Origin of the sequence: Lysinibacillus sp. S1 (genome assembly GCF_044986265.1) — a bacterium.
In the GTDB taxonomy this organism is placed as follows: Bacteria; Bacillota; Bacilli; order Bacillales_A; family Planococcaceae; genus Lysinibacillus; species Lysinibacillus capsici.
The window spans coordinates 3281151-3303265 of record NZ_CP173154.1 but is presented as its reverse complement, the minus strand read 5'-3'; the positions used below and the strand labels follow the sequence as shown (position 1 = coordinate 3303265).

The 22115-nt window shown below is 36.4% G+C and carries 24 protein-coding genes and 1 riboswitch; of the genes, 8 read left to right on the top strand and 16 right to left on the bottom strand.

Annotated elements, in window-relative coordinates; genetic code table 11:
* Window positions 1-56: 56 nt before the first annotated feature.
* Window positions 57-1073, bottom strand: a complete 1017-nt coding sequence (locus tag ACHZEU_RS16440) for a YdcF family protein (protein ID WP_054548865.1) — start codon at window positions 1071-1073, stop codon at window positions 57-59.
* A gap of 184 nt (window positions 1074-1257) precedes the next feature.
* Here ACHZEU_RS16440 and ACHZEU_RS16435 point away from each other — a divergent pair, with 184 nt between their 5' ends.
* Window positions 1258-1719 carry a hypothetical protein gene (locus ACHZEU_RS16435; protein ID WP_048394976.1) on the top strand — a complete coding sequence of 154 codons (462 nt, stop codon included), beginning with the start codon at window positions 1258-1260 and terminating at the stop codon, window positions 1717-1719.
* Window positions 1707-1994, top strand: coding sequence for a DUF2653 family protein (locus ACHZEU_RS16430; protein WP_004224435.1), 288 nt, complete (start codon window positions 1707-1709; stop codon window positions 1992-1994). The genes ACHZEU_RS16435 and ACHZEU_RS16430 overlap by 13 nt, the downstream gene beginning before the upstream one ends.
* Before the next feature lie 49 nt (window positions 1995-2043).
* On the opposite strand, the gene ACHZEU_RS16425 is transcribed toward ACHZEU_RS16430, so the two are convergent.
* From ACHZEU_RS16425 to ACHZEU_RS16410, 4 genes are all read right to left on the bottom strand, one after another.
* Window positions 2044-2412: an ion channel gene (locus ACHZEU_RS16425; protein ID WP_048394973.1), complete on the bottom strand. Its 369-nt coding sequence runs from the start codon at window positions 2410-2412 to the stop codon at window positions 2044-2046.
* Window positions 2413-2500: 88 nt separating this feature from the next.
* Window positions 2501-4126, bottom strand: a complete 1626-nt coding sequence (locus ACHZEU_RS16420; protein ID WP_048394971.1) for an S-layer homology domain-containing protein — start codon at window positions 4124-4126, stop codon at window positions 2501-2503.
* A 109-nt stretch (window positions 4127-4235) separates the two neighbouring features.
* The gene (locus ACHZEU_RS16415; protein ID WP_048394969.1) at window positions 4236-5402 is read right to left on the bottom strand and encodes an endonuclease Q family protein; all 1167 of its coding nucleotides are present in this window, start codon (window positions 5400-5402) and stop codon (window positions 4236-4238) included.
* 72 nt (window positions 5403-5474) lie between these two features.
* Window positions 5475-5645 carry a hypothetical protein gene (locus ACHZEU_RS16410; protein WP_175400775.1) on the bottom strand — a complete coding sequence of 57 codons (171 nt, stop codon included), beginning with the start codon at window positions 5643-5645 and terminating at the stop codon, window positions 5475-5477.
* A 181-nt stretch (window positions 5646-5826) separates the two neighbouring features.
* On the opposite strand from ACHZEU_RS16410, the gene ACHZEU_RS16405 reads away from it, so the two are divergent.
* From ACHZEU_RS16405 to ACHZEU_RS16395, 3 genes are all read left to right on the top strand, one after another.
* Window positions 5827-6405 (top strand): TetR family transcriptional regulator, encoded by a 579-nt coding sequence (locus tag ACHZEU_RS16405; protein WP_048394966.1) that lies wholly within the window; start codon window positions 5827-5829, stop codon window positions 6403-6405.
* A gap of 74 nt (window positions 6406-6479) precedes the next feature.
* Window positions 6480-6833: a multidrug efflux SMR transporter gene (locus ACHZEU_RS16400; RefSeq protein ID WP_048394965.1), complete on the top strand. Its 354-nt coding sequence runs from the start codon at window positions 6480-6482 to the stop codon at window positions 6831-6833.
* Window positions 6833-7147 (top strand): multidrug efflux SMR transporter, encoded by a 315-nt coding sequence (locus tag ACHZEU_RS16395; RefSeq protein WP_048394963.1) that lies wholly within the window; start codon window positions 6833-6835, stop codon window positions 7145-7147. Before ACHZEU_RS16400 ends, ACHZEU_RS16395 begins: the two co-directional genes overlap by 1 nt.
* A gap of 81 nt (window positions 7148-7228) precedes the next feature.
* Here ACHZEU_RS16395 and dapF read toward each other — a convergent pair whose 3' ends face one another.
* The 3 genes from dapF to ACHZEU_RS16380 are packed head-to-tail and all read right to left on the bottom strand — an operon-like array spanning window position 7229 to window position 9982.
* Window positions 7229-8086 (bottom strand): diaminopimelate epimerase, encoded by an 858-nt coding sequence (gene dapF / locus ACHZEU_RS16390; RefSeq protein WP_048394961.1) that lies wholly within the window; start codon window positions 8084-8086, stop codon window positions 7229-7231.
* Window positions 8087-8138: 52 nt separating this feature from the next.
* Window positions 8139-8930, bottom strand: coding sequence for a heme ABC transporter ATP-binding protein (locus tag ACHZEU_RS16385; RefSeq protein WP_048394959.1), 792 nt, complete (start codon window positions 8928-8930; stop codon window positions 8139-8141).
* 5 nt (window positions 8931-8935) lie between these two features.
* Entirely contained in the window at window positions 8936-9982 is a 1047-nt protein-coding gene (locus tag ACHZEU_RS16380) for a FecCD family ABC transporter permease (protein WP_404803569.1), read from the bottom strand.
* Window positions 9983-10127: 145 nt separating this feature from the next.
* Window positions 10128-10315, bottom strand: a riboswitch (cobalamin riboswitch).
* A gap of 153 nt (window positions 10316-10468) precedes the next feature.
* Here ACHZEU_RS16380 and ACHZEU_RS16375 point away from each other — a divergent pair.
* Entirely contained in the window at window positions 10469-11065 is a 597-nt protein-coding gene (locus tag ACHZEU_RS16375) for a biotin transporter BioY (RefSeq protein ID WP_048394956.1), read from the top strand.
* 103 nt (window positions 11066-11168) lie between these two features.
* Window positions 11169-11738 carry a YdhK family protein gene (locus ACHZEU_RS16370; RefSeq protein WP_048394955.1) on the top strand — a complete coding sequence of 190 codons (570 nt, stop codon included), beginning with the start codon at window positions 11169-11171 and terminating at the stop codon, window positions 11736-11738.
* A 42-nt stretch (window positions 11739-11780) separates the two neighbouring features.
* Here the strand turns inward: ACHZEU_RS16370 and ACHZEU_RS16365 are convergent, their stop codons facing one another.
* From ACHZEU_RS16365 to ACHZEU_RS16340, 6 genes are all read right to left on the bottom strand, one after another.
* Complete coding sequence (locus tag ACHZEU_RS16365) at window positions 11781-12482, bottom strand: response regulator transcription factor (protein WP_048394952.1); 702 nt, start codon at window positions 12480-12482, stop codon at window positions 11781-11783.
* Complete coding sequence (locus tag ACHZEU_RS16360; protein ID WP_197078737.1) at window positions 12460-13854, bottom strand: ATP-binding protein; 1395 nt, start codon at window positions 13852-13854, stop codon at window positions 12460-12462. Before ACHZEU_RS16360 ends, ACHZEU_RS16365 begins: the two co-directional genes overlap by 23 nt.
* A 483-nt stretch (window positions 13855-14337) precedes the next feature.
* Window positions 14338-14880, bottom strand: a complete 543-nt coding sequence (locus ACHZEU_RS16355) for an NADPH-dependent FMN reductase (protein ID WP_048394950.1) — start codon at window positions 14878-14880, stop codon at window positions 14338-14340.
* 63 nt (window positions 14881-14943) lie between these two features.
* Window positions 14944-15561 (bottom strand): nitroreductase family protein, encoded by a 618-nt coding sequence (locus ACHZEU_RS16350; protein ID WP_004224402.1) that lies wholly within the window; start codon window positions 15559-15561, stop codon window positions 14944-14946.
* A 70-nt stretch (window positions 15562-15631) separates the two neighbouring features.
* A complete protein-coding gene (locus tag ACHZEU_RS16345; RefSeq protein ID WP_048394949.1) occupies window positions 15632-16615 on the bottom strand; it encodes a ring-cleaving dioxygenase in 984 nt (327 codons plus the stop codon).
* 50 nt (window positions 16616-16665) lie between these two features.
* On the bottom strand, window positions 16666-17100 hold the full coding sequence (locus ACHZEU_RS16340) for a MarR family winged helix-turn-helix transcriptional regulator (protein ID WP_004224400.1): 435 nt from the start codon (window positions 17098-17100) through the stop codon (window positions 16666-16668).
* A gap of 152 nt (window positions 17101-17252) precedes the next feature.
* On the opposite strand from ACHZEU_RS16340, the gene ACHZEU_RS16335 reads away from it, so the two are divergent.
* Window positions 17253-19247, top strand: coding sequence for a catalase (locus tag ACHZEU_RS16335; protein WP_404803568.1), 1995 nt, complete (start codon window positions 17253-17255; stop codon window positions 19245-19247).
* 47 nt (window positions 19248-19294) lie between these two features.
* On the opposite strand, the gene ACHZEU_RS16330 is transcribed toward ACHZEU_RS16335, so the two are convergent.
* On the bottom strand, window positions 19295-19768 hold the full coding sequence (locus tag ACHZEU_RS16330; protein ID WP_231595732.1) for a YusW family protein: 474 nt from the start codon (window positions 19766-19768) through the stop codon (window positions 19295-19297).
* Between the two features lie 96 nt (window positions 19769-19864).
* The gene (locus ACHZEU_RS16325; RefSeq protein ID WP_404803567.1) at window positions 19865-22072 is read right to left on the bottom strand and encodes a YcdB/YcdC domain-containing protein; all 2208 of its coding nucleotides are present in this window, start codon (window positions 22070-22072) and stop codon (window positions 19865-19867) included.
* Between the last annotated feature and the right edge of the window lie 43 nt (window positions 22073-22115).

Below are 22115 nucleotides of genomic sequence, written 5' to 3'. Positions count from 1 at the left end.
ACACTATGTAAAAAAACTGCCTTACCACTATTATATGGAAGACAGTTGAAGTTTGGTTACACATATGCTCTCAATAGTAAGCCTACGAATAGCGTAATAATTAAAAATACTGTGACATGGGTCCATTTATACATGGCTAATAAACCTATAAATTCTCGTGTGAATGCATTAGGAACATAGTAAAAAGCAGTTTTTGAGCCAATCCCCTCGGCATCTAATGCTGCTTTCCTAGCATAAATACTTGCGCGAAACACATGGAAATTATTCGTAACAAAAATGGAACGATAGTTCTCTCCATGAGAATGGTGGTCCATTATTTGCTTTGAAAAGATCATATTTTGTTCTGTATTGGCTGAACAATCCTCCATAATTATCTTGTCAGTCGGAATATGATGTACTTCTATTAGGTATTGTTTCATTGCATATGCTTCTGATACCTTTTCATCATTTCCTTGACCACCAGAGACAATGATATAAGGCTTCATCTCATACTTTATATATTGCTTTACTGCTTCGTCTAAACGGCTTGCTAAAAGTGGAGGTACTCTATCGCCAATTAATCCTGAACCTAATGCAATAATGTAATTTGGTTTATAACGTATTGGTGTAAGAAGATACAATATTGAATAAGCAAGGACACTAGTGTATAAGAACATTGTATAACCAAAAATCAAAAACGCATAGAAGAAAAGAATATGCCAAAATACATTTTCAATTTCAATAAAAATGACGAATACATACCATAACATCATAATAACAAAACTTAGCCCTAATATGGCTAACATTAAGTTACGGAATTTGCGTCCTTCCTTTTCCAATAATACTTTACTATTGAAAAACATGGCTATTGATAAAATAAACATAATACTTGGAAAGCTTCCTAATATAATGAATATCCCCATTTCAGAAATAATCCCCTGATCATTTGGTAGCAATAAAGGATAATGAATAATAAACGCTCTGACAATATATATCCCTATCACGCCAAGGGCTACAACGTTGAGAAAGCGCCTTTTTTCTGTTAGGTACAAAATGATAAAAATGGTAAGGAAGATTGATAAAGTTAGTAGCATTTTTTCACTCCTTCCTATTGCATAATTTCTACAATCATTACATCTGCCACTATTTGTCCATATTTTTTGATCTAGCTTAATTTTTGAAAGCGTTTGTTTTATTTTTTAATATAGTTCATGTAATATTACTATATAAGAACTAGTTTATGATTAAATTAAAAATTATATTGGAGGAATGTATGTAATGAAAAAAATTCTTGCCGCTCTTTTTGCAGCGACACTGATATTTTCGACTGTTGGTGCAACATTATTTATTTCTGATACACCAACGGCAGAAGCTAAATCCTATAAATCGGGTAAAAAGGGCTTCTCTAACAATAATAATAGCTCGAATATCCAAAAGTCGGATACTACTAAAGATCAAAACAATGCAACAACAAATAAAAACAACTCAACATCTACTAATAAAGCAGATACTACTAAAAAAGGTGGTTTTTTCTCAGGTGGTCTGATGAAAGGATTAATGCTTGGCGGACTTGCTGGATTATTATTCGGTAGTCTATTTAGTGGTATGGGTATACTGGGGAATATTTTAGGTTTACTTATTAATGTGGCAGCAATTGTTGTTATTGTGATGCTTGTTGTGAAGATAATAAATATGTTTAAAGATAAAAAGCGCAAAGAGGAAGCACAATGGCACAAATAATCAACGAACAAGATATTATTAATGCTATTTGTTTATCTCAAGCCTACTATCAAAACATTCGCCCTGAGGATGTTCTTGTTGAATTAACTTACGAGGATGATGCAGGTTTTGGTGCAGAGGTCGAAGTCAACGGTCAAATCGAGGTGCTTAATACAGCAGCCATGATTGGTGCCTTACGTGTTTGGATCAAGGATGTTCTACACGGTGATCCATTCTCGACAGGGATTGAATTAGTTTTAGATGACGAAGAAGGCATTATTGCCAAACTATCATAAAAAAATAGCAGTACAATGAATCGTCCAAAAAATTCATTGTACTGCTATTTTACTTTTTCAAACGTTTTTTAACCTCTTCTTTTTCTTCTTCATTCAGAGAAAAATCTACGATAGAGCGTCCCAGCATTAATAACATGATAAACATTACTCCTGTACCAACAATTAAATAAATCATTGTAAATACTTTAGAATAAGCCGTTGTTGGATATAGTCCTGTTTCGACTCCAGTTGGAATTAAGCTCACTACAGCAAAATACATGGCATCCAACCAGTACCATCCTTCTGTCCCCTTGTAGAATAGAGTTCCTGATAGAATGATTAAAAATAGTGTAGTAAATAATGATAGGAACTGTGGACGTTTAAAGGACCTCCACAGTCCTTTTCCTAATCTTTTAGCAGATAATATAAATGACAGCATCCCATTCTCCTTTATTTAGATAGACTATACTTCGTTTTTTACGAAAACATCAAAAGGTAGAGGAGACAATCCCCCTACCTTTTAATGATTATTGAATGAGTAGCTGACTAAGATTGGTAAATATTTTAGCTGCTTGACCTCTTGTTGTGACAGCCTCAGGTGAAAATTTCCCTCCATCCCCTGTCACGATTCCTAATTCATACAGCATTGTGATTGCACGTTTGGTTTCTGCATTATATGAAGCGACATCTACAAATGGCACATTGCCTTTTGCAATATACGGCTGATTAGATTGCTGTTCATAAGCGCGATGAATCATTAAAGCTAATTGAGCGCGTGTCACAGGGTGTCCAGGCTTAAATTTCCCATCTGTTCCTTTAATAAGACCATGTACATATGCTGCCGCAATTTCTGCCTGTGTTGCTGCATCATAATTTTCGATATCAGTAAATGGTGCTTTTTCTTCTGTAGTTAAGCCAAGGCTTCTTACAAGAATAGCTGCAGCTTGGGCACGTGTTACACTACTCTCAGGTCTAAATGTCCCATCAGTATAGCCGTTCATTATACCTATATTTGCAGCTGTTTGAATATAATCTTTTGCCCAATGATTCTGTGTATCTGTAAAGCTAACTGTTCCTTTCGTAGTGAAAGTTACTGTAGGATTTTGAACACTTTCATTACCAGCAGCATCAATTGCTTTGATAGATACATTGTAGGTTGTATTTTCTATTAAATCTTTGAGCGTAATTGTAGTAGTGTCAGCATTTAATGTTGAAGTTAATTTTCCATTCACATAGACAAGGTAATTTGCTACGCCTACATTATCTGTCGCTTCTTGCCAGCTAACCTTAACAGTTGTACGATCTTTTACCTCTACTCCAATAGCCTGCGTGACATCCCATAAAGAGCTTGTTTTAATGATTGGTAAAAATGCTTCATTTGCTACTGCTAAATAACCAGCTTCACTTAAATGAATATTTTCAGGGTTTGGTAGATAGTTGGCAACATCCTTTGCAACAACATCATATGTAGGAACAAAAATAGCGCCCGCTTTTTCAGTAGTTGTTTTAATTGTTGCATTCAATGTAGCTAATAACAAATTAAATTGTTTTTGTAAGTTCTCACTATAGTATGGGAAGGAATTATAATAGCCCATTACATATACTTCAGCTTGTGGATTAATCTTTTTGATTTCAGATAGAATAGTAGCAATGTTCGATACAGCTTCTTTAGTAGCTTTTATGATAGCCACAGTGTCAATTCCCGTTGCTTGAGATTCTTTTAATATTGGCAATAGATCATTTGCCCCAGCTGTTAATGTGATGATTTCAGCTTCTTTAATAGAAGCCCGTAACTTTGCCTGTTCGTCTGTATAGCCAAAACCAGTCACTGTTTTTGCAACATCATTTTGTAGATCAGCTAAAACATTTTTAGTTGTGTAGCCTGACATAGCAAAGCCCTTATTAAAGGAAGTAAGGAAGCCGTCTTGCTGTAATGCCTGTGCAATAAAATCGGTATAGCCTAATCCAATTACACCTACTTCATTCATTCCATGTGCTAATGAATCACCAAGTGCCACATAATCGGTTTGTACAACCCAACTTGGTGCTATATGGTCACCCTGTCCTTCTTCTGCACTAGCTGCTACAGGTATAGCTAATTGCAAAGCCAATACACTTGAAGCTAAAAAACGAAATTTCTTTGATAATCGCATTTACTCTCTCCTCTACTTATAAAATAGTCGTTATTTTCACTATTTTACTAGAGGAACGATAAAAATAGGTTAAATTACAACAATCTTTTTGAAACATTTCATTTTTTATCTAATCAACCTGTATCTTTCCATAAATCCCACCACCACCAACTTCAATGGCTAATTGACCCGTTCTCGCTAAATCGATTAAATGGGCTAGTTTATGTGGCACAATTTGTTCAAGCTGGTCGATTGTTACACGATGCAAAATATTCATTTCTGTACCAAATGCTTCGATTAAACGTTCCATCATTTTAGGACCAATACCTGGAATGAAATCAAGTGGTATTTGATGAATATAAGGTGGTCTATTTCGTTTATCGGGAAAGTCTTCAGATAGCTCCTGTATACGGGTAGCTACTCCCTTTATAATTTGAGTACTCCCACATTCTGTACAAATGGTAGCCTCTTTACTTAGCTGTTGACTACATTTTGCACAAACTGTTTGATGATATTTGCCAAGCAAAGGGTTTAGGCCATAATTGGCTATTACCGCTCGTCCCTCTTGCTCATGCAGGGCCATTTTTAATTCTGTAAAATTCGCTTCTGCTAATCGTAACTTTTGATACTCTCGTGCTAATTTCCCAAGCGAATGTGCATCAGAATTGCTAACGAATGTATATGCTTGTAATTCTTTAATATGACTTACCATATTTGTATCAGAGCTTAAACCTAATTCAATACCATCAATAAGCTGCGGATCAAAGACTTCAGTTAAACTTCGACGAACCCCTTTGCCAAACAAGCTTTTAAATGGTGTAAATACATGTGCAGGAATAAAAATACCTCCCAATTCATGTACCTTTTGCTGCAAGGTCTGACCATCACAATAAATACGCTGTGAACTTAAATGGATATTCTTCATATGTTGTGACATCCATTCTGAGAACAGCTTCATGAGCTCTAGTGTAGGAAAGTAAGCAAGCACATGAATAGGACCCTGACAATGTTGATCATAAATTTCGATCTCTGATCCGGGAATTAAAGTTGTTTCCTGAAATCGCAGACCACCTTCTTTAAGTTCTTGTAGTTCTCCGTGTTCAATCATCCTCACCATTTCTTCGATTACTTCAGGTGAGTGACAGTCAATGATCCCAATGATGTCTAATCCCTTTCTTGCACTAGCCGTCTCTAAAATTCGTGCTAATGTTAACGTTTTACTGCCAGTAATTTTCACTGCCCTTCCACTAGAAGTACGTCCAATATGAATATGTAAATCAGCATAGAATTCATTCAATTCAAACMCTCCTTTAAATACATKYKWKWMWAMGRRAMWRCCTTACATTACTGCAAGGCATTTCTCACTTCATTATGATGGATGATTTGTAGTAGTGCTATTATTTGACTCAAAAGCGCCGGAACCGTGTGATGGTGTGGAGGAAGCATCATAGGCAACTAATGTTACACCAATCTTTTCTTCAAGCTCATTAATTTTTTCTAGTTGCTGCGGGTCTAATTGTGCAAACTTAATTTCTTTCATGGTCATCAATCCTTTCAATTATACAATTCCCCGAAATATAGAAAATATACTCCTTCGCATAATTGTGGAATTACAAACGAACATTGGATAATAAAAATGACTGATAATCAGTCATTTTTATTGACATTATTTTTCTTATTCTATAACATAATAATTAAGTAAGGCAAAAGTGAGGGATTGCATGTCAAAAGAAGAAAAAATTATTCAAGCTGCCATTGAGGTTTTTCGAGAAAAAGGTATAGAAAAAACAAAAGTTTCAGATATCGTTAAAGCTGCTGGGATCGCTCAAGGAACATTTTATCTTTATTTCCCATCACGCCTTTCTGTTATGCCTGCTATTGCAAAAAATATGGTAGAAAGAATTATTGCTACCTTAGATGAAGGTATTTCAAGTCATAAGCCCTTTGAACAGCAACTTGAAGAGGTTGTGGAAATGGTTTTCTTAATCACGAAAGATTATGGAGATATCGTTGCACTTATTTATGCAGGTATTGCGCAAACTGAGCATTTAAAAGAATGGGAAAATATATATGCACCCTATTATGACTGGATGAGTCATTTCTTATTATCTGGCCAGCAACAGGGAATGATACGTGATTCAATTGACCCAACACGTTCTGCTAAACTGATGATTGGTCTAATTGAATCTGCTGCTGAACAAATTTATTTATTTGATGATAGCAAGGACGAAACAATGAAATTGCTCAAGCTTGAGCTTATAGACTTCCTATCTCACGCACTTGGCCTACGTCACCCATAAAAGTGACGTTCTCTTTTACCTCGAAAATGACTGAATGTCAGTCATTGTATTACCTAATAGAAAGGATTTTATTGATGAAAAAAGAATGGATGTACGTCGTTTTAACAAGTTTATTTGAATTGCTTTGGGTATTTGGCTTTAACGTAGCAAGCTCATGGTGGCATTGGATAATTATTGTGACAATCATTGCTATAGATTTTCATTTCTTATCGAAGGCTTGTGAGAGCTTACCTACTGGTACAGTCTACGCTATTTTCGCTGGAGCAGGTGCAATCGGTACCACATTAATGGATATTTTCATTTTCGAAGGAGAATTTAATGCCATTAAAGGACTGTTCATGATTATTTTATTATTAGGTGTGATTGGTCTAAAATTAGCGGATAATTCCTCTAAAGAGCAGATGCAAACGAAAGGAGAGAATGTATAATGGGTTGGATACTTATTATCTTAGCTGCATTGTCTGAAATTATAGGTGTGGTTGGCTTACGCTTCTATAGTCAGCATAAAACATTACGAAACTTAATGTTATATATTGGTGGTTTTGGTGTGTCTTTTGCCCTTTTATATGCATCCTTCAACTATTTGCAGTTAAGTATTGCCTATGTTGTTTGGGTAGGAATTGGTACTGTTGGAGCTGTACTCGTAAATATCATTTTCTTTGGCGAATCCAAAAATCTATCACGTATTATCAGTATCATAGCAATTATCGTAGGTGTAGCAGGCTTAAAAGCAGTATCTTAATGGCTTTACAATATAGGACGCCACTCTTAAATCGGAGGCGTCCTGTATTCATTTATTTAAAATGGCATGAAATGGGAGTAATTAAGATAAAAATTCATAAATACCATCCGCGATAAATTCTGCAGGTCCACGCATCCAGATATGATCATTGTCAGCCCATCGTATGACTAAGTCACCGCCACTAAGTTGGACTACTATCTCTTCTCCCTTCTGACAAAAACCATTTAATATAGCAGCCACTACCGCTGCACAAGCACCTGTCCCACATGCCTCTGTTATACCCGAACCTCGTTCCCAAACGCAGCATTTTAATGCCTTCTCATGAACAACCTCTACAAACTCAACATTGCAGCGATAAGGAAATCTCATATCGTTTGCTATAATACCGCCTAATGTTCTTAATGGTGCTTGCTCGATCGCATTCACAAAAACTACGGTATTGGGATTGCCCAAAAACAAAGCTGTTACTAAAAGAGTTTGTTGGGGTAAAGGAAATATTTCATTGATGACAAGCTCATTTGGGTTTCCTAACATCGGAATGTCTTTGCGCAATAAGAGAGGCTTGCCCATATCGACAATCACTTCTATTACACGATTGTCTTGCACCACTACCTGTACCAGCATAATCCCGGATTTCGTTTCAATCGTAATTAGCTCTTGTCGTACAATATGACGTTCAAAAATATACTTAGCAACACAGCGAAGACCGTTACCACAATTTGTCCCCTCAGATCCATCTTTATTAAATACACGCATACCACAGTCAGCAATTTTAGAGGGTTGGATAATAATCAATCCATCTGAGCCAATACCAGTATGGACATTGGCCATTTTTTGAGCCAATTCACAAAAGATATCTTCCTTGTAATCATGTTGGAAAAGATCAAGATAGATATAGCTGTTGCCAATACCATGCATTTTCGTAAAGGCTATTTGCATACAGTCACTCCTTAAAGGTTGTTTTATGTATCTAATAGAAGATGACACTTTTCTATATTTGGCTAAACCCCTTCGTGAACTGTTCAGGAACATATGTAAGATACGGCTTCCCTGTCATTGGATGTATTTGAATATCCGCAAAAACACCAAATACATCTTGCAGCACTGTTGGCGTAAGTACTTCCTCTGGTGTACCATGACAAACTATTCGCCCTTGCTGTAAAACGTAAATTTGATCGCAATACATAGCAGCAATATTCAAATCATGTAAAGCTGCTACTACGGTTAAATGCAAAGTCTGAATTAAATCCATAAGTTGAAGTTGATGTTGAATATCTAAATGATTCGTCGGCTCATCTAATATTAATATCTGTGCTTGTTGAGCGAGTGCCCTTGCAACCATGACACGTTTTTTCTCGCCACCAGAAAGCGAACTAAAGCTTCGTTTCTCTAAATGCGATATGCCCGTTTGCCTAAGAGCCTCTTTAACAATTTGAAAATCTTTCTCTTGATCAAGCTCTAACAGCTTTTTATGTGGGGTTCTTCCCATACTGACTAAATCATGCACAGTGAAATCAAATAATACGGGTGTCTCTTGGCTTACAACAGCCAAATTTTTCGCAATTGCTTTGCTTGATTGCTTTAATATATCTTGCTCATTTAATACTACCGAGCCACTTTCAGGTTTTAGGAGACGATACATATTTTTTAACAATGTTGATTTTCCGCTCCCATTAGGACCAATTAATCCAACAAATTGCTTTTCTTTTATTTGAATACTTACATCATGCAGTATACGCTGATCGTAAATGGAGAATGATACTTTTTTCGCTTCTAATGTCATGGAAGTTAATCTCCTTCACCGAAAGAATAATTGTTACGACGGAGAAGCCAAATGAAAAATGGTCCTCCACAAAAAGCTGTAATAATACCAATTGGCATTTCCTGAGGAGCAATAATAATTCGAGCAAAGGCATCTGCCCACACTAAGAATATTCCACCTATTAAAGCACTGATAGGTATTACGTATTTATAGTTTGAGCCCACAATTAAACGCACAATATGGGGAATAATCAATCCCACAAATCCTATAGAACCACTAACTGCGACAAGCACACCTGTTAATAGAGATACTAGTAGTATTAACTGAATACGGAATTGCTGAAGATTAACGCCTAATGTCACTGCCGCCTCTTCTCCTAGTAATAATAAATTTAAATTGCGATAGTGTAGCCACAGTAGCCCAAATACAATAAAGAATACGAAAGCTGGAATCACAATATTATTCCATTTGGCTCCAGCTAAACTACCTAGCATCCAAAACATAACAGCCTTTAAGGCCCCTTCTTGCTTTGACATCATTAAAATAAAGTTAGAGATAGCCGTTAAGATAAAGGACACAGCCATGCCTGCCAATAGCAAGCGGAAAATAGAGACACGTCCCCCAACACGTGATAAGAAAAAGACAAGTGCAATGGCAAGTAATGAACCAAGGAATGCGGATACTGAAAGAGCGTAAATACCTAAAAATGAAAAGGCTCCTAAAATAATCACAGAAGTAGCTCCGACAGCTGCCCCTGAAGAAATCCCTAGAATATACGGGTCTGCAATAGAATTACGTACTAGTGCCTGAATGGCTGCCCCTGCAATAGCTAACCCCGCTCCTACTATCGCAGCTAGCAAAACACGAGGTGCTCTTATTTGCCAGATGATGATTTCCTGAGAGCGACTCCAATCTTGCTCGATCGAATTTTGTATAAAAGGAATTTTAGAAAGAATGACTTTCCATACATATAACGGTGTAACTGTAACTGAGCCAACYATTACAGCAAAGGTCATTGAAACAATTAATACCATGAAAAGTACGAAGGAAAATAACATAAATTTTTTATTCATCTGTTTTAAACTCCTACTGAATATTGATGAATGAAGCAATAAAAAAAGGTATCCCATGCGAAAATGCGCATAGAAATACCCAAGATTAAACAAAGTCAGAAAAATATCCAGCTATTGTCCGTAATTGCTTGCATCCTCGTGGGCATTACAGGTATTACTAAATGGCAGGTCTCCTGGCTTCGATTCACTATCCTATAATTGCCTTCCCATTCTTAAACAGTGGCAAATCATATTATAGGATTCATCGTTACAGTTGCGGGACAGCGTCGGACTTCCACCGACTTCCCTTTTAAGTGACATTCAAAATGTCACACCAATAGTATTTGAAGTTATAAAATTGTGACGATTCTATCATACATTTTTATAGATAGATAGTCTACTTCAATTTAATTCAGTAATTGCGTTAACTTATACAAATAATAAAGTTGACACAAATGTATTCGTTTTTTACACTAGCAGTAATAACTTATAAAACGAGGTGAAATCATGGCAACTGTTACACAACATAGTCACCATAAGTTAAGAACTGTTGACATTACCTACATTGGATTATTTACAACGCTAATGATGGTGGGTGCTAATATCACTTCCTTTGCACCTTTTATGGTAGTAGGTGGTGTACCCATTACGCTTCAAACCTTCTTTGCAATTTTAGCAGGGCTTATTCTTGGTAGTAGAAAAGGTGCGCTCGCCTGCACAATTTATATGTGCGTAGGATTGGCAGGAGCTCCTGTCTTTGCTCGTTTCGGGGGTGGAATTGGCCAAATTTTAAGCCCTACCTTTGGGTTTATTATTACTTTTATATTTGCGGCATTTGTTGCGGGGTTAATCGTAGAACGAAGCGGAACAAAGAAAAGTTTTATCGTAGCTGCTTTGGTAGCAACGGCTATAAATTATTTGATAGGAACAAATTGGATGTTTTTTGCCTATAAGCTATGGGCAAGTGCGCCAGAGAATTTTTCATATAAGCTCGCTTGGCTTTGGATGATTCCTCCACTACCAAAAGATATTATTTTAGCTATTTTTGCTGGTATCTTCGCCCATAGATTACAAAAAACATTGAAGATCATGCCCATTCAATAGCATATCTCCCCGCCAGACTAGAGAAATGTTTTTCATAGGTTATATCCATCGTTTCTGCATATTTATTTGCTACATTAGGAGCACATAGTGAGGAGGATATCATATGAAATTCAATAAAAGATGGTCAGTCGGACTATTATCAGTAGTCGCTCTAATTAGTTTATCGGCTTGTACAGAGGATCAAACAAAACCTGCGTCCACTTCTAATGAAGCTGCTGAAGAAATGGATCATTCTACAATGAACCATTCAAGTTCTGGCGAAGTACCAGTAACGTTAAAAAAAGCTGAAAATCCGAAATTTCCTATAGGAAGCACAGCCATTATTACAGATGGACATATGGAAGGTATGAAAGGGGCCGAAGCAACAATAGTAGGTGCCTATACTACAACTGCCTATGTTATTTCCTATGAGCCTACATCTGGTGGAAAGCGAATAGAAAAGCATAAGTGGGTAATTCATGAAGAATTAATTGACCCACAAGAAGCACCACTGGCTCCTGGAACAGAAGTAAAAACGGACGCAACACATATGGAAGGTATGGAAAATGCGACTGTCCTTATTGACGAGGCTGTGCAAACAACTGTATATATGGTTGATTATACTTCCACTACAAGTGGTGAAGCTGTAACAAATCATAAATGGGTAACAGAAGAAGAGCTTAGTCCAAAATAATAGAAAATAACCTCTACCTTCAATTCTGGTAGAGGTTATTTTCTAGCTTTTATGTTCCATTTGCTTTCTCTTTGCAGACTTATGCCATTTATAGCCGATGCCCCAAACGGTTTGCAAGTAATCATCCGCCGGAAAACCACTTTTTCTTAATTTTTCTCGTAAATTACGTACATGTGAATCAATGGTACGATCTTCAATCGTTACATCATATCCCCAAACGGCATGTATAAGGTGTTCTCTAGAAAATGCTCTATTTTGATAATCTAAAAATAGGGCGAGCATGGCAAATTCCTTTGGTGTTAATGGAATTGCCTTATGTTGAAAATATACTTCAAAGGACTCTCTATCTAAACAAAGCCCTTCAAAGTTAATCACTTTTTCTTCAGATATCGTTCTTCTTAATACAGCATGTATGCGTGCTAACAATTCTTCCTCATCAAAAGGCTTTAAAACGTAGTCATCAGCACCAAGATTTAAACCTTTTACAATATCAGCGTGTTCTCCTTTTGCAGTAAGCATAATGATAGGAACATCCCAAAACTTCCTAATTTCCTGGCAAACCTGCCACCCATCCATCTCTGGCATCATAATATCCAAAAGAACTAAATCCACATGCTCTTCTTCTAAAAAATGCAATGCCTCTTGTATAGAAGACATTGCTCTACAATTAAATAGTGGTTCCAAATAAAGGGTTAATAAATCTAACATTCTTGGTTCATCATCAATGCATAAAATCGTTTTCATTCATTTCTACTCCTTTAAATGATAATTCAAAAGTAGTCCCTTTATTTATTTCACTTCTAACCTTTATTTCTCCCCCATGTGCTTGTACTAGCTCCTTGACAATAGCAAGCCCAAGTCCAGATCCACCTAAAGCACGACTACGTGATTTTTCCACTCGATAAAACCGATCAAAAATATACGGTAAATCCTTCTTTGGAATTCCTTTCCCTGTGTCTTCAACGATGATGCTTAAAATTCCACTGTCTTGTTTTACAGTGACTGTAGTCATATCTCCTGGTGCACAATAGATTAATGCATTATTTAATAGATTAATCAGAATTTGCTCAAGTCTTGCTTCATCTGCACATAGTGTTAAGCCATTATCACAACGTACAACTAAATAGATACCTTTATCTTGAAAAGCGGGACTTAATTTTTCTTCAATGCTTGTAAAAAACGGCTCTAAATGTAAGCAATGTTTTTCAATTACAAATGAGTTTTCATCCATTTTCGCTAAATCAAATAAATCTTTGATTAATCTAGAAAGTCTATTTGTTTCTTCTATTATAATAGCTAAATACTTTTGACGATCTTGCTCTGTTAAATCCCGTTTAGCAAGAATGTCTGTATAGCCTTTAATAAAAGTTAGCGGTGTACGAAGCTCATGTGCAATACTCGATAAAAACTCCTTACGCTCTTGCCTTAGATGATTTAAATCATTGGATAAAAGCTGGATAGCATTTGATAAATCCCCAAGCTCATCTTTTCCATTCGTAGAAAGAGCAACTGTAAAATCACCCTTACTCATTTTCAATGTAGCCTCTTTCATTTGAATAAGTGGCTTAGCCAGCTTACGAGATAGAACAACAATGACTGCAATACTGACTAGACCAGATACAATACCCACGATGAGAAAATGCTTATTCAGCCGTTTCATTAATGCATGGATGGAATCGGTATTTTGAAACATAAATACATAGCCAATCGTTCCTTGCTGATTTTGAATAGGGCTTATAGTCGCAATTGCTTTAACTTCTTGCCAATTGTCTTGTAAAACCCTTCCTTCATAAGGTATTTCCCCCTCTATTTCACGAATCAGATCACTGATTTCTTGATGTGGCTGTGAGGATGCAAGGATTGTCCCGAAATGGTCAGTCACCACGACATCTGTACTTGCTTCTGATTCCATAAGAACGACATGTGCTAGTGTTTCATTATTGAAGTTCTGTTCTAATATAGTACGATGTGAATTTCCTCTCGCTTGTAAACGCTCTAGTTCCTCTTCCACTCTAGAATTCGTCAAGGAAACATGCAAAAAAAACATCATAAAGGTTTCAATACAAAACAATGTGATGAAGAAGATAATGCCCAGCTTTAATGATAATTTTCTCATCCGTAACCACCATTTTAGAATTTCTTAAAAGTATATCTTGAAAGTGTGAAGATTTCATGCAGAAGTAGCATCTTTCCAAACAAAAAATGCCCATAAGTATATTGTATACCTATGGGTCATAGTATTGAACATTCATTAGAATTTGTATGAAAAAGGCTTGCCGCTTCACAAGAATTACCATCTTAGCAAAGATTTTATGGGTAACTAATCACTTCTCCAAGTGCCTATCCTTTCTCTAATGGGCTATTTTATCCGTTACTGCTAATATGAAAAATAATCTCTTGATGTATGGTTGATGGGAGAGGAGCTAGCGTCACAGAGTAGACCCTAGAGCGAACGGAATTGAGGGAAGCGGCATCGGACGCTAGCGGAACCGAAATCAACCATTCGCCTTAACAAAAGAGCTTTTTTTGCTAGTGACATCCTCTTTTTTTCAACAATATAACCCATAAGTATATTGTATACTTATGGGTTATATTTTAATTAAACGTATTTTTTTGCCCAACTTAAGAAATTATCAATAACTACGTCAAGGAATTTCACTGTACCTTCATCAGTTAAATTGCCTTCTTCATCAAATTTAGTGTGAACAGCACCAATATAAACGTCATTACCGCTAAGTAATGGTGAGTTAATGCCTGGAGAGAATAAAATATCACGTAAATGTAATTGTGCTTTTACAGTACCTAAGTTCCCCATTGATGCACCCATAATGATAGATGGTTTGCCAATCATTACTTTATCTACACGAGATAGCCAATCAATAGCATTTACCATAACCCCAGGAACTGTACCATTATATTCAGGTGTAACCCAAAGTACAGCGTCTGCAGCTTTTACTTTTGCTTTAAAATCAAGAACTGCTTGTGGAGCCTCATTTTCAATATCTTGATTATACATTGGTAGGTCCTTTAAGCTTAATACTTCAAGATCTAACTTTTCTGTATAACGTTTTTGAATAAATTGAGCTAATTGCATATTATAAGATTCTTTACGGATACTACCTACGATTGCTACTACTTTCATGATGTTTCCTCCTAAATGTACATTATTCATAGTATTTGTATAGCTATTGTATTTTATACCATTTCAATAATAAATGGCAAATTCTTCAACTGGCTTGCGATACCCACGTAATCGACGACTGCTTTCTTTTTCTTTCCCAATAGTAATCATTAAGGCTATTTCATGTGTTTCTGGCACATTGAAAAGCTCACGCATTTTCTGATTATCAAAGCCAATCATTGGGCAAGTGTCCCAACCACGATTTTTCGCAGCTAGCATGAATAACATTGCAGACAGAGAAGCATTACGAATGGCTTCATCTTTCATGAATCCTTCACCGCGATCCTCATAAAATCTTGTATTCTCTGCTACAATATCCTCTAGTTCACCCGCTGTAATTATGCCTAAATCCACCATGCCCTGACTTAACTCAGCAGTATTTTTATATGCTTCCTTGTCACCTAGTACAAGAATTACACCTGAAGCTGAATGTACTTTATATTGACCATATGCTGCCTCTCTCACCTTTTCTTTCATATCCTCATCCAGCACAACAATATAATTAGCATGCTGTAAGTTAAATGCTGAAGGGGCAAGCTTAACATCCTCCAAAATAGGGCGTATATCTTCTTCAGTCATTTTAACGTCCTTGATAAAATTATTAGCAGAGCGACGCTTATCAATCAGCTTGGAAAATTCCATTTTTTTATCCCCCAATACAGTTATGTATACATCCAGTGGGGCTTTGCTTTCCCAACTGGATGAAATTGTGTTACTCATATTCTTTATCGAACATAATGGAACTTCTTACAGTGTCAATCGGACGAACAAGACTTTCAATCTGTTCACGTTTTGGTTCTAAAAATGGTGGTAATGACAGTTTTTCTCCTAATGTTTCATATGGTTCATCGCCCATAAATCCTGGACCATCTGTAGCCAATTCAAATAAAATCTGCGGAGCTACTCGTGCATACAATGATTCAAAGAAATGACGATTTACATAGCCAGAAGTGTGGAAACCAAAACTTTCGAAACGTGCAGTCCATTCATCTAATACCGAACGATCCTCTACACGAAAGGCAGCATGGTGAACAGTACCAAAACCTTGACGAGCAACGGGTAACACTGTGTTGTGCTCGACAATAATCTGGGCGCCATTTCCTCCCTCGCCTACTTCAAATAAATGGAAGTCCCCTTCATCTGCAATCTCTGTAAAAAGCATTACCTTTTCTAAAACATCCTTAAAGTATTTAAAATTAGCGACACGGACAAAAACTGGTCCTAAACCTGTAATGGCATACTCAAGTGGGATGGGGCCATTCTGCCAAGGCGTACCTGCCGCCACACCTGTATTGTGCTCATCAGAAATTAACTGATAGTGCTGATCATCAAAATCTACGAAAGATAGTGTTTTCTTACCAAACTGTTCTTTCATACCTGTATGCTTCACATTTAAACGGTCAAAGCGCTTTATCCAATAATCTAAAGCAGCATCCGTTGGTACACGGAAAGAAGTCTTTGAAATTTCATTTGTACCATGTACACCTTTTGGGATATTAGGGAAATCAAAGAACGTCATATCTGTACCCGCACTACCCTTATCATCTGCAAAGAATAAATGGTATGTTTGAATGTCATCCTGATTCACTGTTTTCTTTATTAAGCGCATTCCTAAAACATAGGTAAAGAATTTATAATTTTCTTCAGCACTACTTGTGATAGCCGTTACATGGTGTACACCTTTTAAATGATTCATAGTATGCTCCTCCTATATATCTCGATATCGAGATATATATTTAAATTTTTTTATTGGTTAGTGGCGTTCTTGCCAACTTTTTTAAGTGATAAAATCATGTTGTCCAGCTCCTGGGCTTCCAATACTTCAAATATCTCATTTATTTTCTGTTCATGCTTAGGGAATATTTCCTCCATCAAAACCTGTCCCTCAAGCGTTAGTAATACGTACGTAACACGACGATCTCTTGGACATGCCTTACGGTACACATAGCCCTTTTGCTCGAGCTTATCAATCACATAAGTAATACTACTGCTTGCAATTAATATTTTTTTACCAATCATTTGAACTGGTTGTTCTCCATGGTGATACAAAAATTCAAGAACCGAAAATTCAGTTTGATTTAAATCGAATTGAAGTAAATCTCTTCTAGTTGCATCTTGAATCGTTTGATATGCTCGGAACAAGACCGTAAATGCTTTTAAGTTACGATTGTTTTGCTTCATACGACTCCCTCTTTTTACYWCRAWYWYMMTTAWCTCTAATTCGRGATAATAATAACATATACATTTTTAAACAGCAAACAATTTGTTTCTTTATGTTTGTCATCTTTTCGTTCGGGTAGAAGGTAGTTGTAACTTATAAAGGAGGATTCTAAATGAAAAAAGATGTCAATCAAAAACAACAACAGCTAGAAGCATTCCGAGTAAGTGATAAAGATCAACCTCTCACAACCAATCAAGGATTAAAAATATCGGAAGATGAACATTCACTAAAAGCAGGTGAGCGAGGACCCACTTTACTAGAGGATTTTCATTTCCGTGAAAAAATGACTCACTTTGACCATGAACGAATTCCTGAACGAGTAGTACACGCACGTGGCTCAGCCGCTCATGGAATTTTTGAAACTTATGAATGCGCAAGTGATATTACAAAGGCTCAATTTTTAAATGGAAAAGGCACTAAAACCCCTGTTTTTGTCCGCTTCTCTACCGTTGCCGGGTCTAAAGGCTCTGCAGATACTGTTCGTGATGCACGCGGCTTTGCTACTAAGTTTTATACACAAGAGGGCAATTATGATTTAGTTGGAAATAACATACCAGTATTTTTTATTCAAGATGCTATTAAATTCCCCGATTTTGTACACGCTGTAAAGCCCGAACCAAATAACGAAATACCACAAGCACAAAGTGCCCATGATACTTTTTGGGATTTCATTGCAAATAATCAGGAGTCTGCTCATATGGTTATGTGGCATATGTCAGATAGATCGATTCCACGAAGCTATCGAATGATGGAGGGCTTCGGAGTTAATACTTATCGCTTTATCAATGCCGAAGGAAAAGCCCACTTTGTTAAATTTCATTGGAAACCTGTACTTGGGGTAAAATCATTAGTATGGGATGAAGCACAAATTATTGCTGGAAAAGATCCCGATTTTCACCGCAGAGATTTATGGGAATCCATTGAACGTGGGTATTTCCCAGAGTGGGAGCTTGGTGTGCAACTTATTCCCGTTGAAGATGAATTCAAATTTAGCTTCGATATTCTTGATGCCACGAAAATATGGCCTGAAGAAGAAATTCCAGTACGCATTCTTGGGAAAATGACCTTGAATAAAAATGTGGATAATTTTTTTGCAGAAACGGAACAAGCCGCATTCCATGTCGGGCATGTTGTGCCTGGCATTGATTTTTCACATGCCCACTTAGTACGAGGTCGTTTATTCTCCTACACCGATACACAGTTAATACGACTGGGAGGACCTAATTTCCATGAGCGTCCTATTAATAAACCAATTTGTCCATTTCATAATAACCAACGAGATGGCTATGGCCGACAAACCATTAATGTGGGACAAGTTAGCTACCATAAAAATTCCTTAGCCAATAATACACCACATCCTGTTTCTGAAGCAGATGGTGGATATAAGCATTATGAAGAAAAAGTTGAAGGGCATAAAGTACGTGCACGTAGTGAGAGCTTCAAAGACCATTTTTCTCAAGCAAGATTATTCTGGCTTAGTATGACAGATATTGAGAAAAAGCATATTATCGATGCCTTTAGCTTTGAACTTGGCAAAGTAAAAAATAAAGCGATTCGAAAACAAGTTGTAGACATGTATGCTCATGTCAGTTACTCACTTGCTTCAGCTATCGCTGAGCGTATTGGTATAGTTCCACCTGTAGAAGTGGAAGTACCACATATTCAACAAACTTCTCCTGCTGTTAGCCAAGTAATCAATGCAAAGGAAAGTGTCAAATCTAATAAAGTAGCTGTAATTGTTAAAGAAAATAGTAGTGAAAAATTAAATGAACTTATTGCTACATTTTTAAGTGAAGATATCGTAGTTGAACTAGTAAGTAATAAACAAGGCATAGTAAGCGGTTATGAAATTCACGAAACATTTGCTACTACCTCCTCAGTTCTTTATGATGGGGTTTATGTTACAGGAGCCTTTCAGAATTCCTATGAACAAGCAAAAGCAGAACAGTTTATTGAACAAGCCTATCAGCACTGTAAAACAATAGGTTATACGGAAAATGTTTTATTTTTACAGCATATAGCCAATAAACATGGGGTTGCAACCGATCCAAAATCTTTTGTTCATGCCCTTGCTAAACATCGACATTGGGTACGAGAATGTAAATGAATGTAAAGCCAGCTAACTGATTAAATCAGCTAGCTGGCTTGTTTTTATTATTTAATTCGTTTAAATTCCTTTTCATTGCCGTCTACAAATTCGACATCCACTTCAATGGATTGATAGTTATCTTCAATATTGAATACTTTGATTACTTGATCAATCACTTCATCATTAGATGTTGTAGAATCAAAATTCAACTGCTTAAATAACGGCTCTAATTTAGTATAAGCTTCATCGCCCTGCAGTTTTTCATTTTTTCGATCATCTTCTAATTTTGCTTCTATTCCTGTTTTTTTATCCTCATATTCTACCTCATAAGACTCCGTTGCAGAGTAATCAACATCTAAAGAAAACTCTAAAAAATTAAATGTCACTTGGTCAGTTGGCGTCTCACCCGTCTGTTGAGTAGCATTCTGATCTGCTGGAGCATTTGCAGGCACATCTTTTACCTCATCCTTATTACAGCCGTAAAGAATAACAGTCATTAAAGAAATCACTAAAATAAATTTCAATTTCAATTTATTCACTCCTTTCTTTACATATTATTTCCCCATTCTTCTACAAACTAACCTAAAAAGGGCATCTCCTACAAATAAGGAGATACCCTTTTCATGGAATGCGACTTAATAATAGAAGTTACGATCCACTTTATTTTCTTGAATAGCTTTTGCTAAACGAACTGTTGACACAGCCAAATCGGCATATGACACACTCTTGGTAGCATTAAAGTTATTTTGCTGTGTATCAATCAGCCCCATCCCATTTGCTATTGCTATATAGCCTGTATACGCTGGATCAATAGAAGCTGCATCCGCAAAGTTTAATTTGTAAATATCCTTATACTTTGCAACATTCTCCAATTGCATTGCTTTAACAGCCCATACTGCTAGCTCTTGACGAGTCAATGTTTCATCCAAAGCGAATTGGTTTGCTGGCTGTAAAATTCCCATTCTTACAGCTTGTTCAACCACTCCATATAATGGATGGTTTTTATCGATATTGCTGAAGGTTTGCTTTTCACCATCGCCACTACCAAAATGGCCATATGTTAAAGATTTTAGTAGAATCTTTAATGCTTCTCCCTTTGTCACAGCAGCATCAGCATTAAAGTTTGCTATATCTTTTATCTCTAATACATTTTGATGTAGAAGATAATTTAATTCATTGGCTGCTGTTGGGTGTGAAATAGATTGCTTTTCTTTTGAGCCATCTACCTCATACAACCATTCACCAGTAATTGCATCAATTTGATTAACTAAGCTACCGTTGTAAGTTGGAGCATAGACTAGATCATAATGTTGTTTACCTTCAGTATCCTGCTTTACATATTGTAGTTGTAATGTAAGGGCCTTACTATATGCTTCTTTTGCTTTATCAGCAGAGATTACTTGACTAAGAGAAGGCCAGTTATTAATCTTTTGTTTATTAACATTCAATGAACGTAATGATCCATCAGAGCCAATACCTACGTTTATTTCATCTCCAACAACCGCAATTCCGTTTACGATGCGTGGGAAGGAGAAGTAATAATCTTTACTATAATCATCATGTACAGGATCATCAATTGGCATCGAATACTCATGTAAATAGGATGGAGCCCATTGCTTTAAGTATTCAACAGCCTTTGCTAATGCCGCATCCTTAGAGAGGGTAGTTGTTTTGTCAGTGTTGATAAAATCTCTCATAATATCGTGATACTGTACGATATCGCCTGTTGCCTTATTAATTTCTAAAGAGGTACCAGACCCGCCATTATTGTACATATACATGTAATTTACTGTATAAACCGTTTCACCATTGTCATTTTCTCTTTCGTCAACCATATCAATAGTGAGCTTTGCCTTGTCTTCATCAACTTTTAATAAATTTTTAGCGAATTCCTCAACTTCTGCTACTGTCATACCGCTTTTTCTTGGTGGTAATTGCTGTGAGGATATTTTCTCAGCCCTTTTCGTCTTAGGAACTTGTGTAGAGAAGCCATTCGTTGTTTGCCATTGACCCGTTAATGCATGTACACCATTAAATCCTGTTGCTGGCATATAGACAAGCTTCACATTACGTTGATCGCTAAAATAGTCAACGTAATAACGAAGTTCAACTGCTAAGTTATCACGTACTTGTGCAACAATTTCTTCCTCATTTTTTTTCTGGCTTGAGCTATCAAAGGTTGCTTTACCAATTGATTCTGTATTTTTATACATTCCTGTTATTTGACCATTAGCAAGAACATCTATAGTGATACTTTGATCGCCAATAAGCACTCCATTATAGGTTGGCGAATAAACAAATGAGTAGGTAATTGGTTGTGATAATGGACGATTAATGACATTGTAATAACCGAAGCCATCTTCACGGAGTTTATAGTTCTCTATTTTCGCAAATTTTCTTAGGAAGTCATCTGCAATTTTTTTTGCTTCAGTCTCTGAATATTTTGCGGGATATACTGCTTCAGCGATATTAGCTGGCTGATAATAGAAATGTTCTAACTCTAAATCTTCACCTTTAAATGTAAAACCACCATATACATCTTTACCATTTACCGTTTTATGGAAGTTTAAATCATAACGGACCGTTGTATCATCTCTAAAGAAATGACCGCCTCCAGAATTAAACTCATTATCAGCTACAAATTTGAACTCTTCAGGGAATAGTGCACGTAATTTGTTAATTAGCATACCTTTTGTCACTTTCGTCTCTGAGGCAGCCAACTGTATTGCAATACGCTCGGAAGGTTCTTTCACATTTGCAGAAGCTTGTGAAACGGGTGCTAGAATACCAACAGAAAATGCAGTAGTGGTTAAAATAATACCTAACTTTTTAAATTTACCCAAAATATACCTCCTAAAATACTATTTACCATAATTATAATATATT

Bases quoted from the DNA above. Each gene is read 5' to 3' on its own strand.
- ACHZEU_RS16440 (WP_054548865.1), bottom strand. From the start codon at position 1,073: ATGCTACTAACTTTATCAATCTTCCTTACCATTTTTATCATTTTGTAC.
- ACHZEU_RS16435 (WP_048394976.1), top strand. From the start codon at position 1,258: ATGAAAAAAATTCTTGCCGCTCTTTTTGCAGCGACACTGATATTTTCG.
- ACHZEU_RS16430 (WP_004224435.1), top strand. From the start codon at position 1,707: ATGGCACAAATAATCAACGAACAAGATATTATTAATGCTATTTGTTTA.
- ACHZEU_RS16425 (WP_048394973.1), bottom strand. From the start codon at position 2,412: ATGCTGTCATTTATATTATCTGCTAAAAGATTAGGAAAAGGACTGTGG.
- ACHZEU_RS16420 (WP_048394971.1), bottom strand. From the start codon at position 4,126: ATGCGATTATCAAAGAAATTTCGTTTTTTAGCTTCAAGTGTATTGGCT.
- ACHZEU_RS16410 (WP_175400775.1), bottom strand. From the start codon at position 5,645: ATGAAAGAAATTAAGTTTGCACAATTAGACCCGCAGCAACTAGAAAAA.
- ACHZEU_RS16405 (WP_048394966.1), top strand. From the start codon at position 5,827: ATGTCAAAAGAAGAAAAAATTATTCAAGCTGCCATTGAGGTTTTTCGA.
- ACHZEU_RS16400 (WP_048394965.1), top strand. From the start codon at position 6,480: ATGAAAAAAGAATGGATGTACGTCGTTTTAACAAGTTTATTTGAATTG.
- ACHZEU_RS16395 (WP_048394963.1), top strand. From the start codon at position 6,833: ATGGGTTGGATACTTATTATCTTAGCTGCATTGTCTGAAATTATAGGT.
- dapF (WP_048394961.1), bottom strand. From the start codon at position 8,086: ATGCAAATAGCCTTTACGAAAATGCATGGTATTGGCAACAGCTATATC.
- ACHZEU_RS16385 (WP_048394959.1), bottom strand. From the start codon at position 8,930: ATGACATTAGAAGCGAAAAAAGTATCATTCTCCATTTACGATCAGCGT.
- ACHZEU_RS16375 (WP_048394956.1), top strand. From the start codon at position 10,469: ATGGCAACTGTTACACAACATAGTCACCATAAGTTAAGAACTGTTGAC.
- ACHZEU_RS16370 (WP_048394955.1), top strand. From the start codon at position 11,169: ATGAAATTCAATAAAAGATGGTCAGTCGGACTATTATCAGTAGTCGCT.
- ACHZEU_RS16365 (WP_048394952.1), bottom strand. From the start codon at position 12,482: ATGAAAACGATTTTATGCATTGATGATGAACCAAGAATGTTAGATTTA.
- ACHZEU_RS16360 (WP_197078737.1), bottom strand. From the start codon at position 13,854: ATGAGAAAATTATCATTAAAGCTGGGCATTATCTTCTTCATCACATTG.
- ACHZEU_RS16355 (WP_048394950.1), bottom strand. From the start codon at position 14,880: ATGAAAGTAGTAGCAATCGTAGGTAGTATCCGTAAAGAATCTTATAAT.
- ACHZEU_RS16350 (WP_004224402.1), bottom strand. From the start codon at position 15,561: ATGGAATTTTCCAAGCTGATTGATAAGCGTCGCTCTGCTAATAATTTT.
- ACHZEU_RS16345 (WP_048394949.1), bottom strand. From the start codon at position 16,615: ATGAATCATTTAAAAGGTGTACACCATGTAACGGCTATCACAAGTAGT.
- ACHZEU_RS16340 (WP_004224400.1), bottom strand. From the start codon at position 17,100: ATGAAGCAAAACAATCGTAACTTAAAAGCATTTACGGTCTTGTTCCGA.
- ACHZEU_RS16335 (WP_404803568.1), top strand. From the start codon at position 17,253: ATGAAAAAAGATGTCAATCAAAAACAACAACAGCTAGAAGCATTCCGA.